This window comes from Pedobacter sp. AC402 (assembly GCF_979252805.1).
In genome coordinates this window covers 64573-79486 of the sequence record NZ_CEEDAI010000014.1, presented here as the reverse complement: position 1 = coordinate 79486, position 14914 = coordinate 64573, and the positions used below count along the sequence as shown (strand labels likewise).

The 14914-nt window shown below is 37.5% G+C and carries 12 protein-coding genes and 2 tRNA genes; 4 read left to right on the top strand and 10 right to left on the bottom strand.

What is annotated here, in order from left to right:
• The first annotated feature begins 63 nt into the window (after window positions 1-63).
• Both pyrH and frr read left to right on the top strand, forming a co-directional pair.
• Entirely contained in the window at window positions 64-768 is a 705-nt protein-coding gene (gene pyrH / locus AC0IWE_RS23345; protein ID WP_055913297.1) for a UMP kinase, read from the top strand.
• 39 nt (window positions 769-807) lie between these two features.
• A complete protein-coding gene (frr, locus tag AC0IWE_RS23340; RefSeq protein ID WP_055913300.1) occupies window positions 808-1371 on the top strand; it encodes a ribosome recycling factor in 564 nt (187 codons plus the stop codon).
• A 54-nt stretch (window positions 1372-1425) separates the two neighbouring features.
• Here the strand turns inward: frr and AC0IWE_RS23335 are convergent, their stop codons facing one another.
• The 3 genes from AC0IWE_RS23335 to AC0IWE_RS23325 all read right to left on the bottom strand — a co-directional run bounded on the left by AC0IWE_RS23335 (window position 1426) and on the right by AC0IWE_RS23325 (window position 2924).
• A complete protein-coding gene (locus AC0IWE_RS23335) occupies window positions 1426-2442 on the bottom strand; it encodes a LacI family DNA-binding transcriptional regulator (protein ID WP_471794948.1) in 1017 nt (338 codons plus the stop codon).
• Between the two features lie 150 nt (window positions 2443-2592).
• Window positions 2593-2737: transfer RNA gene (locus AC0IWE_RS23330), tRNA-Asp, on the bottom strand.
• 70 nt (window positions 2738-2807) lie between these two features.
• Window positions 2808-2924: transfer RNA gene (locus AC0IWE_RS23325), tRNA-Asp, on the bottom strand.
• 156 nt (window positions 2925-3080) lie between these two features.
• On the opposite strand from AC0IWE_RS23325, the gene AC0IWE_RS23320 reads away from it, so the two are divergent.
• A complete protein-coding gene (locus AC0IWE_RS23320) occupies window positions 3081-3557 on the top strand; it encodes an Lrp/AsnC ligand binding domain-containing protein (protein ID WP_055913303.1) in 477 nt (158 codons plus the stop codon).
• Window positions 3558-3879: 322 nt separating this feature from the next.
• On the opposite strand, the gene AC0IWE_RS23315 is transcribed toward AC0IWE_RS23320, so the two are convergent.
• The 7 genes from AC0IWE_RS23315 to gcvH all read right to left on the bottom strand — a co-directional run bounded on the left by AC0IWE_RS23315 (window position 3880) and on the right by gcvH (window position 14168).
• The gene (locus AC0IWE_RS23315; RefSeq protein WP_471794947.1) at window positions 3880-4374 is read right to left on the bottom strand and encodes a hypothetical protein; all 495 of its coding nucleotides are present in this window, start codon (window positions 4372-4374) and stop codon (window positions 3880-3882) included.
• 542 nt (window positions 4375-4916) lie between these two features.
• On the bottom strand, window positions 4917-7025 hold the full coding sequence (gene feoB / locus AC0IWE_RS23310; RefSeq protein ID WP_471794946.1) for a ferrous iron transport protein B: 2109 nt from the start codon (window positions 7023-7025) through the stop codon (window positions 4917-4919).
• Between the two features lie 11 nt (window positions 7026-7036).
• On the bottom strand, window positions 7037-7252 hold the full coding sequence (locus tag AC0IWE_RS23305; RefSeq protein ID WP_055913318.1) for a FeoA family protein: 216 nt from the start codon (window positions 7250-7252) through the stop codon (window positions 7037-7039).
• A 97-nt stretch (window positions 7253-7349) separates the two neighbouring features.
• Window positions 7350-10121 carry an outer membrane beta-barrel protein gene (locus tag AC0IWE_RS23300; RefSeq protein WP_471794945.1) on the bottom strand — a complete coding sequence of 924 codons (2772 nt, stop codon included), beginning with the start codon at window positions 10119-10121 and terminating at the stop codon, window positions 7350-7352.
• 180 nt (window positions 10122-10301) lie between these two features.
• Window positions 10302-13118 (bottom strand): outer membrane beta-barrel protein, encoded by a 2817-nt coding sequence (locus AC0IWE_RS23295; RefSeq protein ID WP_471794944.1) that lies wholly within the window; start codon window positions 13116-13118, stop codon window positions 10302-10304.
• Window positions 13119-13375: 257 nt separating this feature from the next.
• The gene (locus AC0IWE_RS23290; protein WP_055910567.1) at window positions 13376-13777 is read right to left on the bottom strand and encodes a VanZ family protein; all 402 of its coding nucleotides are present in this window, start codon (window positions 13775-13777) and stop codon (window positions 13376-13378) included.
• A gap of 10 nt (window positions 13778-13787) precedes the next feature.
• The gene (gene gcvH / locus AC0IWE_RS23285; RefSeq protein ID WP_471794943.1) at window positions 13788-14168 is read right to left on the bottom strand and encodes a glycine cleavage system protein GcvH; all 381 of its coding nucleotides are present in this window, start codon (window positions 14166-14168) and stop codon (window positions 13788-13790) included.
• 251 nt (window positions 14169-14419) lie between these two features.
• Between gcvH and AC0IWE_RS23280 the strand changes: the two genes are divergently transcribed.
• A complete protein-coding gene (locus AC0IWE_RS23280) occupies window positions 14420-14884 on the top strand; it encodes a hypothetical protein (RefSeq protein ID WP_471794942.1) in 465 nt (154 codons plus the stop codon).
• Window positions 14885-14914: the final 30 nt, after the last annotated feature.

The following is a 14914-nucleotide window of genomic DNA, read 5'->3' as shown; positions in this document are numbered from 1 at the left end:
TATTTACATCAATTGTTAAAAAGCATAGCTAGGTATTAAAAAATTGTTAATATTTTTGAGGTCATGAAATACAAACGCATCCTACTTAAACTTAGCGGGGAATCGCTAATGGGCGACAAACAATATGGAATTGATAATGAACGCGTTAAACAATATGCGGAAGATATCAAAGCTGTACACGACAAAGGTTTAGAAATCGCAATCGTGATTGGTGGAGGAAATATTTTTAGAGGCCTAAGCGCTGAAAAAAGTGGGATGGATAGAGCACAGGCTGATTACATGGGCATGTTGGCCACCGTAATCAACTCTATGGCTTTACAGGATGCCCTTGAAAAAGTTGGTATTAAAACCCGTTTGCTTACTGCAATAAAAATGGAACAGATCTGTGAACCGTTTATACGCAGAAGAGCAGTCCGTCACCTTGAAAAGGGCCGTGTGGTTATTTTTGGTGCCGGAACAGGAAATCCATATTTTACTACCGATTCTGCAGCAGCTTTGCGTGCGATTGAAATTAAAGCAGATGTGGTATTAAAAGGAACCCGTGTAGATGGTATTTACACTGCAGATCCTGAAAAAGATCCTTTGGCTACAAAGTATGGAGAAATTTCTTTCAGAGAAGTTTACGACAAAGGACTTAATGTAATGGATATGACGGCTTTTACCCTTTGTGAGGAAAACCAAGTACCAATTATTGTGTTTGATATGAATAAACATGGTAATTTCATGAAAATCGCTAATGGCGAACCTATCGGAACGCTTGTTAAATAAGGAATAAAAAATATTATTTTTGTAGAAATACACACAATTATGAACGACCTCATACAATTACAATTAATGGATGCTCAATCTGCAATGGATAGGGCTATCGATCATTGTGAATCTGAATTAACTAAAATCAGGGCTGGCAAAGCATCAGCTGGGATGTTGGATGGTATTTATGTTGATTATTATGGTGCATCAACCGCATTATCACAAGTATCCAGTATCAACACACCTGATGCCAGAACAATTGTAATCCAACCTTGGGAAAAATCACTTTTAACTCCGATCGAAAAGGCAATACAGGTAGCCAATATCGGTATCAATCCACAGAATGATGGTATTGTAATCCGTTTGGTGGTTCCACCACTAACTGAGGAGCGTAGAAGGGATTTGGTAAAAAAAGTTAAAGAAGAGGCAGAAAGAGGCCGCGTTACGGTTCGTAACATCCGTAAAGATGCCAATACTAAAATTCAAAAGTTAAAAGGCGAAAGTGTTTCTGATGATGAAATTAAAACAGGCGAGGCCGAAGTACAAAAATTAACCGATGCTTATATAGTTAAAGTTGATAAACACGCTGAAGCTAAAGAAAAAGATATCATGACAGTTTAATCTGTTCAAAATATGATGTAGAAAGGGAATGGATATAAAATCTATTCCCTTTTTTTATTTCTTTAAGCTTGAGCCCCTGATATTTAATATCGTTGGCAATGATACCTGAGCATTCTCAACAGGTTTTGCAGTTTTTTTAAGTTTGTTCAACAGAATTTTCATAACATTTTCTGCAATGGCTTCCAAGGGTTGTGCAATGGCGGTAACAGGCGGTTCGCAAAACTCAAGGATCTCGAAGTCATCAAAAGAAACAACCGCCAGGTCTTTATGAATTTTAATACCCATCTTCCTAAAAGTTCTTAAACCATCCAGGCAAATGTAATTGGCAGCAAAAATCACTGCATCAAGCTGATTTTCTGCTTTAAAGAATTTCACCATTTCCTCAATCGATGCTGAAGAATTGACATAGCTGATTTTCTTAACAATTGGAGACAGGCTGTAAGCTTCAATTGCGGCCTCATAACCTGTTAAACGATCTACCATTTGCTGCTGAACGGTATCAATCGTTACAAAACCGATTTTTTTGTAGCCATTTTCAATCAGGTGTTCGGTTGCCTGGTAGGTACTGTTTTTGTTGTCGATTATAACGTAATCGGTTTTTACATCCTGTACATAGCGATCAAATAAAACAACTGGCGCATCTGTTTGAATGAGTTTTTTAACTTCCTCCTCCAGTCCTTCGGGCAAAGCCATAATATAACCATCCACGTGCCTGTCTTTAAAAATCTGCAGCAATTCGATTGCTTTTTCAGTGTCGTTACGTGTACTGCTAAAAAGAATTTTATAGCCTAAGCTAGAGGCAATCTCGTCGATTCGGCGTGCTATGCCTGCAAAAAAAGGTTCCGAAATATCATCAACCAAAAAACCGATAATTTTTGTTTTACCCGTTCTTAAACTTGTGGCAAGGGCATTAGGCTGGTAATTTAATTCGGCAACAAGATCCAAAACTTTTTTGGTAAGCGATTCACTAATGTTTTTTTCTCTTGCCTTTCCATTAATTACAAATGAGACTGTAGTAATGGAAATATTTAATTGTTTGGCTATATCTTTAATTGAAACGCGTTTCTTCATCACAGGCATTACACGGGTATAATATTAATTATTCTGGTAATATAACAATATATCCATAAAGATGTAATGATTTTATAAATAGCCTTAAAAAGAAAAAGAGCAACCTATCCAGGATTGCTCGATTAACTAACTTATTATTCATAAAAAATGCTGTTGGGGAAGGAGTCGAACCTTCAAGGGGTAGTTAGCTACAGTTCAAAAAATTAATTTGTGGTCAACCCAATAAACTGCGTTTGTCCCATTATTCCCCACCACCGAGACAAGGAGGCGTGTCTGCCAATTTCACCACCCAACATTTTAATAGTTAACAGTTTCCAATTTTAGTTTTTAGTATTATACTAATTACTGTAAATTGCCAACTGCACTGGCTGTAGGGGAAGGAATCGAACCTTCAAGGAGTGGTTAGTACCGAAACCGGTATATTCCCATTATTCTCCGCCACCGAGACAAGGAGGTGTGTCTGCCTGTTTCACCACCCTACATTATGTTCTGCAATTGTGAAAGAACGTTTCCTTTTTGTTAATTGCTTGATACAAATGTAAAGGATCAACCGATACCTTGCAAATATTTTAAACAATTAATTTTATTTTTATAATATTGATAAATATTCGTAAATTCGCTTATCATAATTCAAAAATATGCTTAAAAAAGACAATACCAATTTAGAAATTGACAACCTTGATATCGATATATTGAAGCAATTGATGCAGGATGCCACTAAACCCTATACAGAAATAGCAAAAGATCTGATTGTTTCTGGCGGTACCATACATGTACGTATGAAGAAATTGCAGGAAATGGGTATCATTAAAGGCTCACACTTAATTATCGATCCACAGAAGGCTGGCTACGATATATGTGCTTTTTTGGGTATCTACCTCGAAAAAGGAATCCAATATAAGGATGCCGTAGCACAACTAAGCAAAATTAAGGAGGTGGTAGAATTGCATTATACTACCGGAGCTTATAGTATGTTCGCCAAAATTATTTGCAGGGATACAAACCATTTAAGGCATGTTCTAAATGAAGAAATTCAGGCTGTAAACGGCATTCAGCGTACAGAAACTTTGATTTCATTAGAAGAAAGCATTAAAAGACAGATAGAACTGGGTTAAAGCACAAAGACTAAAGTTAAAAGACTAAAGTTAAAAGATTTCATTTAAGAACACGAAGCTTAAATGATCTCATATGCCTTATATGGTAAAACGCTATTGGTTATTCTTAATAATCAGGAAATGAACGCTGAGTGGTATAATTCTCATACATTTTTAATGTTTATTGCGATTTTATTTTGTTACGGACTTTACCTATTTACCCGGCTAATTCCGGATATTATTAAGAATAGCTGTAACATAAAGAATTGCTACGTTGTTTTATTATTGGCACACAAACAACGTAGCAATTGAATCATCAGTTTAAATAAGCTTTCATTGCATACTAATCGAAAAATGGAATAAAATGAGCTTTATGAGTCCATGTCCCATTCTTTTTTTCGAAGAAAAAGAAAACAGTTGATCGAGAAATTTTTTTAGTTGTTTTGTTATATATTACAAACGCTTTTGTACCGTCAGGCGAGAACTGTACTGTACTAAATAGGACGTAATCATCTTTCCCATCATTTTCAGATTTAGTTTTCTCGCCTACAGTTTTTGAAAGTGAAACTTGCTTCCAAGCCGTCGAATAGGGTTCTGATTTTGTCTCTTTTAAATAATTCCACTTCCCTTGTATTAGTATAGTTAATGAATCGGTATTTTTTTCACCTTCATGAGTAATAAAGTATCTATCGAGATCCGACAACAGTTGCTCACTGATGAACACCTTTTTGGGACGAATATTTTTGTCGGATGCTATATCGATCACTTTTGTGATAATAATCTTCTCATTGTTTGTTTCAACTGTATTCTGCGTTGCTGTACAACAAGTGGTTGCCATTATTGCTACGCTAAAAATTATATTTTTCATCATCATTGACAAGAATGACTGCAATAGTTTTTACATTCGGTATCCTTCTTCGGAGAGGAACAATTTTTTTTTTTGTTTTCATAGTGAGGAGAATTTGTTAACATTTCATATATAGACGTAAATATATACATAAGTGTCTATTTTGTAATATGTTAATCAAAAAACAATATATAGATTAAATCATTAGCCTTTTACGATGAGTTTATGAATTCCCGTTACGAATTATTAGTTAATGCTTTTACTTCATCCCCTTTATTCCTAACATATTTGTAAGCAATACAAGAACTGATCATGAGCAAGCGAATTTAATTATTTGACTTATGAGAGTTAAATTTCATGGTTTCAAAAATTGTCCCAACCTTGAAAGGGCGAGGGATACTGGAACAAGGAAATACGCAATGCGGGAGGAAACTTTAATAGTTGCACAGATATTGTTCGCCTTAATATTTATAAAAAGACCCTTCTACTACCTTTAGACTGACAAAATAAGAGTGATGAATTTTAACTCCGGTTTATTTTAATAACTGATAAGCAACAAGCGCAGCAACGTAAGCCATGGCTGTCATGTAAGCCAGCTGGATAACCGGCCACTTCCAGCCCTTGGTTTCACGGTAAACAATCGCAACCGTACTCATGCACTGCATTGCAAAAGCATAAAAAAGCATTAATGAAATACCTGTGGCAAAAGTATATACAGGTAAACCGGTAAGGCTATTTTTTGAGGCCGACATGCGCGTTCTGATTGTACCCGTATCTTCGTCACCCCCATCTACACTGTAAATGGTAGCCATGGTACCTACAAATGCTTCACGTGCAGCAAAAGAGGTAATTAAGCCTATCCCAATCTTCCAATCGTAACCCAAAGGGCGGATTACAGGCTCAATCGCATGACCAAGAATACCTACATAAGAGTTTTCTAACTTCTCGGTAGCAACCAAAGTTTTAATGTGATCGGTATTTTTTGTAGTGTCAGCTAAAGCCGTTTCATATTTTTTATCAATGGACTCAAAACGGTTTCCCGGTCCGAAAGAAGCCATCACCCAAAGAATAATTGAAATGGCAATAATAACTTTACCGGCTTCGAAAACAAAGGTTTTCGATTTCTCATACATCGTATAGAAAACATTTTTCCATCTGGGCATGCGATAAATAGGCAACTCCATGATAAAATAAGACCTTTCTTTGGTTTTGATGATGAATTTCATCACCCATGCAACCAATACCGCAGCGATAATACCAACGAGGTACATTACCATCAGTGCCAAACCTTGCATATTAAAAATGCCTAACACGGTTTTGGATGGAATAATTAAGGAAATTATTAAAATATATACCGGGAGCCTTGCCGAACAGCTTACCAATGGGGTAACCATGATGGTAATCATCCTATCTTTCCAGTTTTCAATGTTCCTTGCCGCCATAATAGATGGCACAGCACAGGCCAAACCACCGATCATCGGCACTACCGATTTTCCGTTAAGGCCTACCTTACTCATAATTTTATCCATCATAAAGGTAACCCGGGCCATGTAGCCGGTATCTTCTAAAATGGAAATAAAAGCAAATAAAATTGCAATTTGAGGGATAAAAACAAAAATACCTCCTAAGCCGGCAATTACGCCATCAAGAAGTAAATCGGTAAGCATACCGGCAGGCAAATACTCATGACCAATACTTGTGATAAAACCAAAACCGGTTTCAATCCAATCCATCGGATAAGATGACCAGGCAAATATGGCATTGAAAATTACAAAGAGAATGAACAGGAAAATAGCAAAACCCCATACCTTGTGTGTAAGGATAGCATCCAAACGATCACTGAAGGAAAATTTCTTTTCTACATTATTATCGACAACCACTCCAGACAAGATGGTACTGAGGTGTTTATACCTGGCAATGGTTTCTGCAGCCTGAATTTTGGAAGATTCAAAGTGATGTGATTGCTCAATTTCCTCAATTTCTTCCTGTTCTTTTTCAGTAAAAAAAGTTAAGTATTCATGCTGGTGCAAAACCTGCAAAGCGTAATAATCGTTATCTGAGTTGAGTTTGGATTTAATCGCATTAATGGCTGCAGGAGCCAAAAAATTAACATCAACATCCTGAAACTGGGTGGCAATTTTATTGGTATTGGCAATGGCCTGCTTTAGCTTATCAATGCCGATATTATTTCTTGCAGAAATTGAAACAACCTGAATACCAAGTTTTTCGGCAAGCTTATCTAAATTAATTTCAATCCCCTGCTTGGTAGAAAGATCGATCATATTTAAGGCTAAAATTATTGGGATGCCCAAATCTGCAACCTGCGAATACAAAAGCATGTTACGTTTCAGGTTGGAGGCATCAGCAATCAGCACAATTACGTCGGGGTGGCTGCTGTTATTTTTATCAGCAAGCACCTGAAAAACGATACTTTCGTCGCTACTTTTTGGATATAAACTATAAGTTCCGGGTAAATCTATAATTTCGGCTTCCTTACCTTCGGCAAGTTTTGTAAAACCTGTTTTCTTATCAACCGTAATCCCCGGAAAATTTCCTATTTTTTGATTTAACCCTGTTAAACGGTTAAATAATGTAGATTTACCTGTATTGGGATTACCAACTAACGCAACTTTAATATCCAAACCCAGCTTATTTATTGTATGATAATAACATCAGCTTCGCTTTTACGCAAACAAAGCTGATAGCCAGCAACACGAATGGCCATCGGATCGCCCAAAGGAGCAAAACGCTCCACCTCTACCACCTCGCCGGGCAAGCATCCCATCTCCATCAATTTTACAGACATGTCTAAATCTGTAAATGCTACGATTGTTCCTTTTTCCCCAACTTTTAGGTGCGACAGTTTCATGTGCTAAATTTGGCGCAAGTTAACCTTTCTTTAGATTTATTCCAAATAACGCAGCCTTAAGGAGGGGATAAATTATGCAGGTTTACCCTGAGATGATTTAGTTCCGCTGCCTGCCACCACCAAAGCCACCGCCGCCATTACCGCCACGGCCTCTACCGCCTTCTTCTCCACCTCTGATGCGGTTTTTTCCGCCCATCCTGTTTAACGAATAGGTAAATGAAAACATAAAATAACGTTTCAATACATTATAACTCACATCCTGTATGGTGTTGTTATTTGCCGTTCGGCTTATGCCTTGATTTTCGTTCAATAAATCGTTTACCGCAGCCTTGAAAGTTCCCCTGTTTTTAAAAAACTGTTTGCTGATATAAGAGTTAACCAATGTAAAATGCGTATCGAAGCCTTCCCCTCTTCCAGTATTCTGGTTATAATCAGCATCTATAGCCCAGCGGATATCACCTGGAAATAAATAACTTACGCTTACATTCGGACTAAAAGTATAATAACGTGTATTGGAACTTGGCTGAACGGAATAGGTTGCACGGTTTACAGAGCCGCTTACTCCTGCGGTTAAATCAAGCTTATCTAAATTAGAAACCAAACGGTAACCATTGGTAATTGCCCAGCTGTTGGTTATATTTTTTAAGGAGTTGGTAAAGTTTACGTCTCTATCGTAGTTTCCGCTTACATTGACATGAAAATTAAGCTTGTTATCGGTCATAAGCGGCAAACTCAACGAAGAGGATATTGATCCTGAATAAACGCCGTTTACGTTAACCGGGGTAACTGCAAGCTTACCCTGATCTTCTCCACTCTGAATTAAGCTGCTGCTGTTTGCAATCCGGTTGGTGGTTTGGGTAAGGTTTAAATTTACAAACAACGATCTGTTTTTGCCAACTGTGAAAGTATTAAAGGCTACCCTTAGGGTATTGTTAAATTCGGGCTTTAAATCGGGGTTACCCACAGGCACACTCTGCGTATTGGTATTGTTCCTGATCGGTTGCAATTGTTGAATGGTTGGCTGGTTGGTACTGCCCCGATAATTAAATACCAAACGTTTGCTGTTGCTGAAATTGTACCTGAACATTGCCGAAGGAGTATAATTAAATACGTTTTGCTTCAGCACAAATCCTTTACTGATGTTATTGTTGGTTCTATCGGTATTTTGAACGGCCATCCCTACATTCCAGTTGTATTTTTTGGCCATTTTATTAAAACTGAAACCGGCAGAATTGGTTAAAATTGTATTTTCGTACGCATTACTGAAGGTTTGATCCAATAAATCGTATTGCAGGGTAGCGGGATTAAAATTATAGGTAAAACGGTCGGATGTATTGTGGTTATAACCATTTTGATAATTAAACTCCAGGCTCAGGGTCTTATCCAATGGCTCGGTATATACCAATCTTGTATTCTGATTAATGGATTCGCTCTCCTGATCGTTAAACTGATCGGTAGTTTTTAGCGTGCTATTGCCGTTTTCTTTACGGGTTTCAGGGTTGGTATTGTAATTATCAGCATCATTATTGTTTATATTGGTATTAAAGTTAAGCGATAACGTTCTACCCCTGCGCATAAATTTTTTACGCAACAGGATATTATTGCTAATTGATGGTGCGGTATTGTGATTCCTCAACGATTGCGTTCCGGTGATCATGTAGCTGTTAAAATCGCGGGTATAGGTGCTATTGTTTAAGCTCTCATTATCGGTATAACTCAAATTTGGTTGTATACGGAGTGAGGTTAATGAATCAATCTTGGTATCTACCATAAAATTCAGGCGGTGATTTAACCGATCGGAGTTATTCACCTGATCGTTTTTAAAAACGGTGGTCTCATTTCCTAACAGATTTTGCCTTACACTGTTCGATACAATCAGGTTATCAGATTTATTGACAAAATAACTCAGGCTGATTTCCGTTTCATCGGCATATTCATCCGAAAAATTGAAACCTCCGGCTTTGGTATCGGTTATTCCACCCCTGCCACCGTTACTACCACCATTGCCGCCACCCAAACCGCCTCCAAAATTTTGTTTGTTCACATTATTAAACTGTGCAATAACACTCAATCGTTTATCCTGTTTAAAATGATTTATGTTTGCATTTACATCATAGCGGTCGTTAGAGCCATAACCAGCTGTGCTATTGCCAAAGTATCCGTTTTTCTTATCTTTTCTGGTGGTGATATTGATAATCTTGGTTCTCGAGCCATCATCAATGCCTGTAAACTGAGCCTGATCTGAAAGTTCATCAATGATCTGGATTTTATCAATCATATCTGCCGGCAGGTTTTTAGTGGCCAGCAGCGGATCATTGCCAAAAAATTCTTTCCCATCTACCCTAACCTTGGTAATGGTTTCGCCCTGCGCTTTAACTGTTCCTGCTTTATCCACTTCTACCCCGGGCAGCTTTTTCAGCAAATCTTCTACCACCGCATTTTCAATTACCTTAAATGAACTTGCATTAAACTCTATGGTATCTTTTTTTACTACAATTGGCGGCACTTCAGCTTTTATATCAACTGTTTGAAGATCGATTGCACCACCCTCTAAAACAATATCACCAAGTATTATATCCAGTTTATCTGCTGAGATGGTAAAATCTTTAGTGGTGTTTTTTAGGCCCAAAAATGCAGCATACAATTTATAGCTACCGGGTTTTAAGCCTTTGAAAACAAATTTCCCATCTTCTGATGTACTTACTGCGCCAACCATGCTCGAATCGCTTAAGTTTTTAACTGCGATAGAGGCGTAATCAATCGCCTTTTTATCTTTTGATTGGATTATCCGGCCGCTTACTGAACCCGTTTTTTGAGCATAAACGTAAATAGATGATAAAATAAGGAGAAGCGTAAAAATCTGTTTCATTCGGTTAGTTTGGATTACAGCATAAAGACTCTAGGCTTTTATAAAGGTTTATTTTGTTTAGGTAACATTTGAAATACATAAATGTCAATTATACATTTATTATGAAACCGGAAAACAAAAAAGTCCCGGTTAAAACCGGGACTTTCAAAAACTAGTTCATTGAACTTAGTTATATGGATTTTACATTCTGGTACGACCACCGCCTCCGCCGTTTCCACCGCGCTGACCTGGCATCTGCATATCTCCACTCATTGTTCGGCCACCAATACGGGTTAACGAATAAGTGAATGACAACATATAATAGCGTTTTAACACATTAAAGTTAACATCCTGAATTGATGTGCCTGTAGCTGTTCTGCTTACTCCTGTGTTCTGGTTAAGTGCATCATTGACAGAGAATTTAAATGTACCTCTGTTTTTAAAGAACTGACGGCTGATGTATGGATTAAGGATGGTATATTCCTGGTTATACAGATCACCACCACCAAAATTTCTGAAATAATCAATATCTATCGCTAACCTGATATTGGCTGGCAATACATAACTTACATCAAAGCTTGGATTAATGGTGTAAAACTGTGTATTGGAAGATTGCTGGGCTGAAAACGTTGAATTGGTATAACTACCGGTAATACCACCCGTTAAATCAAATTTATCAACATTTGTAACCAGTTTATAACCGTTGGAAATGGTGTACGAATTGGTAATGTTTTTAACAGATGTGGTACCGCCTCTTGGAATAATGTAATTTACGTTCCTGTTATAAGCCCCATTACCTGAAATATTTAAGGTTAATTTACGCTCTGCCATTAAAGGTAAAGACCATGTTGCATTGGCATTACCTGCATAAACGCCATCAACATTAACATAACTCACCTGTTGGATACCACTAGGAAGCTGTGAAACACTGTTACCGATACTGTTGAAAGTTTGGGTCAAATTTAAGCCAGCAAAAAAGAATCTGCCGTTTTCAATATTGAAGTTATTGAAATTAATCCTCAACTGGTTATTGAAAGAAGGTTTTAAAGTTGGGTTACCCACGTAAATGGTTTGCGAATTTGTATTATCAGGAATTGGCTGAATCTGGTCGATACTCGGTTGAGTGGTAGAGCCACGATAATTAATAAACAAACGTTTACGGTTGCTAAAGTTATACCTGAACTGTGCAGATGGCGTAATATTAATAAAATTCTGCGTACGCTTTAAGCCAGTGGTTAAATTGGTATTTACCCTGTTGGTTTGCTGCGCAGCCACACCAATATTCCAGTTGTACTTTTTCTCTGTTGTTGTTAAACTTACTCCTGCCGCATTGGTAAGGGTACGGTTATTATAAATGTTTGAGAAAGTATTGTCTACAAGGTCATATTGCAAAGTTATAGGATTGTAATTAAGCACATCTCTTTGCGAATCGCTATTTGAATACCCGTTCTGGTAATTAAATTCTACACTTAAGGTTTTGTTTAACGGCTCTGTATAAACTGCCCTTGTGGTATTACTTATAGAATGGCTATTGGTATTATTCAATTGATTGGTAACGGTATCTCTTGCTACTGTTCCGACTGTAATTTTATCACTCCTGTAATTAAGGTTTGTTCCATCATTATCATTTATGTTTGTGCTTACATTTAAAGATAATGTACGTCCTCTACGTTTAAAACTTTTGCGGATTAACAGGTTATTGCTGAAAGTAGGAGTAGCGGCAGTTGTGTTGTTGCGCTGTGTACCAACAGTTGAACCATCAGAAAGTATCCGGGTGTACGAATTTAAATTGTTTCCATCGGTTTCAGTATAAGCCAGGTTTGGCTGTATTTTAATTGATAATGAGGGATCTATTTTGGTATCCACCATAAAATTAAAACGGTGGTTTATACGATCGGTATTATTACTTATATCCTCCGTGATGTCATTGGTACTACCTGTTAAATTTTGTGTAAATGAATTTTGCAACCGTTCGGATGTTGCTTTGTTAAAGAAATAGCTGGCCTGAAACTGTGTTCCATCTTTATAGGTATCGGCAAAGTTTAAACCTGCTGCATTTGTATTGGTAATGCCGCCATTTCCGTTAGCATTTCCGCCGCCACCGCCGCCGCCACCGAAACCACCGCGGCCGCCGCCACCACCAAAGCCATTACCTACACCACCACCCTGGCCAAAGTTTTGTTTGTTTACATTATTAAACTGCCCGATGAAACTGATCTGCCTGTCGTCGTCAAATTTATTTACGTTCAGGCTGGCATCATAACGGTCATTAGAGCCATAACCCGCTGTACTGTTGCCGAAATAACCATGTTTCATTCCATTTTTAGTGGTAATGTTCAAGATTTTATTTCTTGTACCATCATCAATACCGGTAAATTGAGCCTGCTCAGAAAGCTCATCAATTACCTGAATTTTATCTACCATATCGGCAGGAAGGTTTTTAGTTGCCAGTAGAGGGTCGTTGCCAAAAAACTCTTTACCATCTACTTTAACCTTGGTTATGGTTTCGCCCTGGGCTTTTATGCTTCCATCTTTGGCTACTTCTACACCGGGTACTTTTTTCAAAAGATCTTCTACCACGGCATTCTCACGCACTTTGATTGATTTCGCATCAAATTCCAAAGTATCCTTTTTCACCACAATAGGGATAGTGGCCGTAACGTTAACGGTATTTAAATCAACACCATCATCACTCATGGCAATATCGCCAGCATTAACTGCTGCTTTGGCCACTTCAATATCTTTTGTAGCTGTTTTTAATCCTAAAAAGGCGGAGTAAATTCTATATTTCCCTGGCGCAATGGCTTTAAAGCTAAAACTTCCATCGGGATTGGTTTGACCTGAGGCCACAACACTAGAGTCTTTTAAGCTCTTAATTGCTATGGTAGCAAAATCAACGGGCTTTTTATCTTTCGCGTTAATTACTTTCCCGCTTATCGAGCCAGTATTTTGAGCCTGGGCGATGTAACCACAAAATAGGAGAACAACAAATATTGCCCTCTGAACGTTCCTTTTCATCAAAAAAAATTAGATATTATATTATAAAACTAAGCTATCAGACTGTAGAAAAGCCTAAAGGTTTGTTAAGGTGTGTTAAAAGCTTGGTAACATTTTAAATACAGCCCCTGGCAGAGCTGTCAAATACATAGAAAAGCTCAGAAAGATGTTATTTTCTTTGAGCAGGATAACTTTTGTAATAAACCTTTGGGCAATGACAGTCTTTTTTAAAGATGCTGCATCCACTTAAGCTTATGGCTACAATTACAATGATAATGCTAATTTTCGTTTTCATTGAAATTCAATTTATGAAGCAGTACATAACTAAAAACAGCCATGGATGCGCCGAGCATATCGCAACCAAAATCCCACCATTCAGCCGAGCGATAGGTAAAAACTTTCCATTGTAACAATTCAATTCCCCCGCCAATAATCGCATTGATGAGCAAAATTTTGAAAATAGTTAAGGTTCTGAAAGCAAAAGTATGCTGATACCTTATTTTTCCGTAGAAGAGCAAAACTGATAAGACAAAGAAAAAGCCCATGTGGGTCATCTTATCAAAACCTTTGAAGAAAAACCCACTCTCGCCAACAGAGTCGGAAATTTGCATATTACAAAGCACTAAAACGACAATTGTCCAAAGAATGGCCCATTTTTGCTGTTTTAGTGCTTCGTACAAAATATAAAGATTAGGCGCCTACCAATTCCTGGTATGCTTCTGCTGTTAATAAACCTTCTACTTCAGCTAAATCGGCTAAAGATACTTTCACCATCCAGCCTTTTCCGTAAGGATCAGAGTTAACAAGTTCCGGATTGTCGTTTAATTCAGCATTTACTTCCAATACCGTTCCATTAACTGGCATATACAAATCAGAAACAGTTTTAACAGCTTCTACAGTACCGAAAACTTCTTCTTTAGCTACTTCACTGCCTACAGTGTTGATATCAACATAAACGATATCACCTAATTCGCGCTGTGCGAAATCGGTAACACCAATATAAGCTTCGTTACCTTCAACTTTAACCCACTCGTGGTCTTTAGTGTATTTTAATTCTGATGGAAAATTCATTAGTTGTAAATTATTGAATATAAGTTATGTATTTTCTTCTTTAAGCCAGCCTGCCCAATATCTTATGGATTTTACAAACCGGTAGTTTATGCACCAAAAATACAATTAAGTTTAACATATCGCAATGCCTGGAGAATTAACTTATCATAAAAGGTTAATTTGATTTGCTAGGGCGTTCGCAAGCATAAGATATTATGATTAAACAGATTGAGTAAAAATAGTTATATTCACTTAACCAATTAACGCTCAACATGAAATCTTCATTACACTACACCTTAAAAGTATGCTTAACTACCCTGCTGGCTTCAGCACCACTAACTATGGTTATTGGATTTGCCTACATCGCATTGATCAGGCTCATCAACCCAGCAAATTGGATGTTTAGTTTTAACCTTCCCTTCAATCATATATTTTTATTTGTAGCGATTCTTGCTGCCTTCATTATTGTCAATAGCTATACGGTCAAAAAAGTAGGTTATTTAAGGTTCATCAATGATAGGCCTGTTGCTCACGCTATCGTAACCTTTATCCTTTATCTGGTTGCCAGTGGGAACATCTTTTTCATGGCTTTAGATTATCTATTATTCAGTTATGTGCCAATGTTCTTAACTGCATTTATATCCAGCATATTTTTCACTGTCCGTGAAGGCAAGCCATTCAGGAAGTTACCGAATAAAAGCCCGGGTAATGAGCTAACACCTTTAAGTGATCAATAAAAATCGAAACTGAAAAGCTGCATGCTAATG

What these genes read in the sequence shown, in the direction of transcription:
- gcvH (WP_471794943.1), bottom strand. Translation starts at nt 14,168, where the DNA reads ATGAATTTTCCATCAGAATTAAAATACACTAAAGACCACGAGTGGGTT.
- pyrH (WP_055913297.1), top strand. Translation starts at nt 64, where the DNA reads ATGAAATACAAACGCATCCTACTTAAACTTAGCGGGGAATCGCTAATG.
- AC0IWE_RS23280 (WP_471794942.1), top strand. Translation starts at nt 14,420, where the DNA reads ATGAAATCTTCATTACACTACACCTTAAAAGTATGCTTAACTACCCTG.
- AC0IWE_RS23315 (WP_471794947.1), bottom strand. Translation starts at nt 4,374, where the DNA reads ATGGCAACCACTTGTTGTACAGCAACGCAGAATACAGTTGAAACAAAC.
- frr (WP_055913300.1), top strand. Translation starts at nt 808, where the DNA reads ATGAACGACCTCATACAATTACAATTAATGGATGCTCAATCTGCAATG.
- AC0IWE_RS23320 (WP_055913303.1), top strand. Translation starts at nt 3,081, where the DNA reads ATGCTTAAAAAAGACAATACCAATTTAGAAATTGACAACCTTGATATC.
- AC0IWE_RS23295 (WP_471794944.1), bottom strand. Translation starts at nt 13,118, where the DNA reads ATGAAAAGGAACGTTCAGAGGGCAATATTTGTTGTTCTCCTATTTTGT.
- AC0IWE_RS23305 (WP_055913318.1), bottom strand. Translation starts at nt 7,252, where the DNA reads ATGAAACTGTCGCACCTAAAAGTTGGGGAAAAAGGAACAATCGTAGCA.
- AC0IWE_RS23300 (WP_471794945.1), bottom strand. Translation starts at nt 10,121, where the DNA reads ATGAAACAGATTTTTACGCTTCTCCTTATTTTATCATCTATTTACGTT.
- AC0IWE_RS23335 (WP_471794948.1), bottom strand. Translation starts at nt 2,442, where the DNA reads ATGAAGAAACGCGTTTCAATTAAAGATATAGCCAAACAATTAAATATT.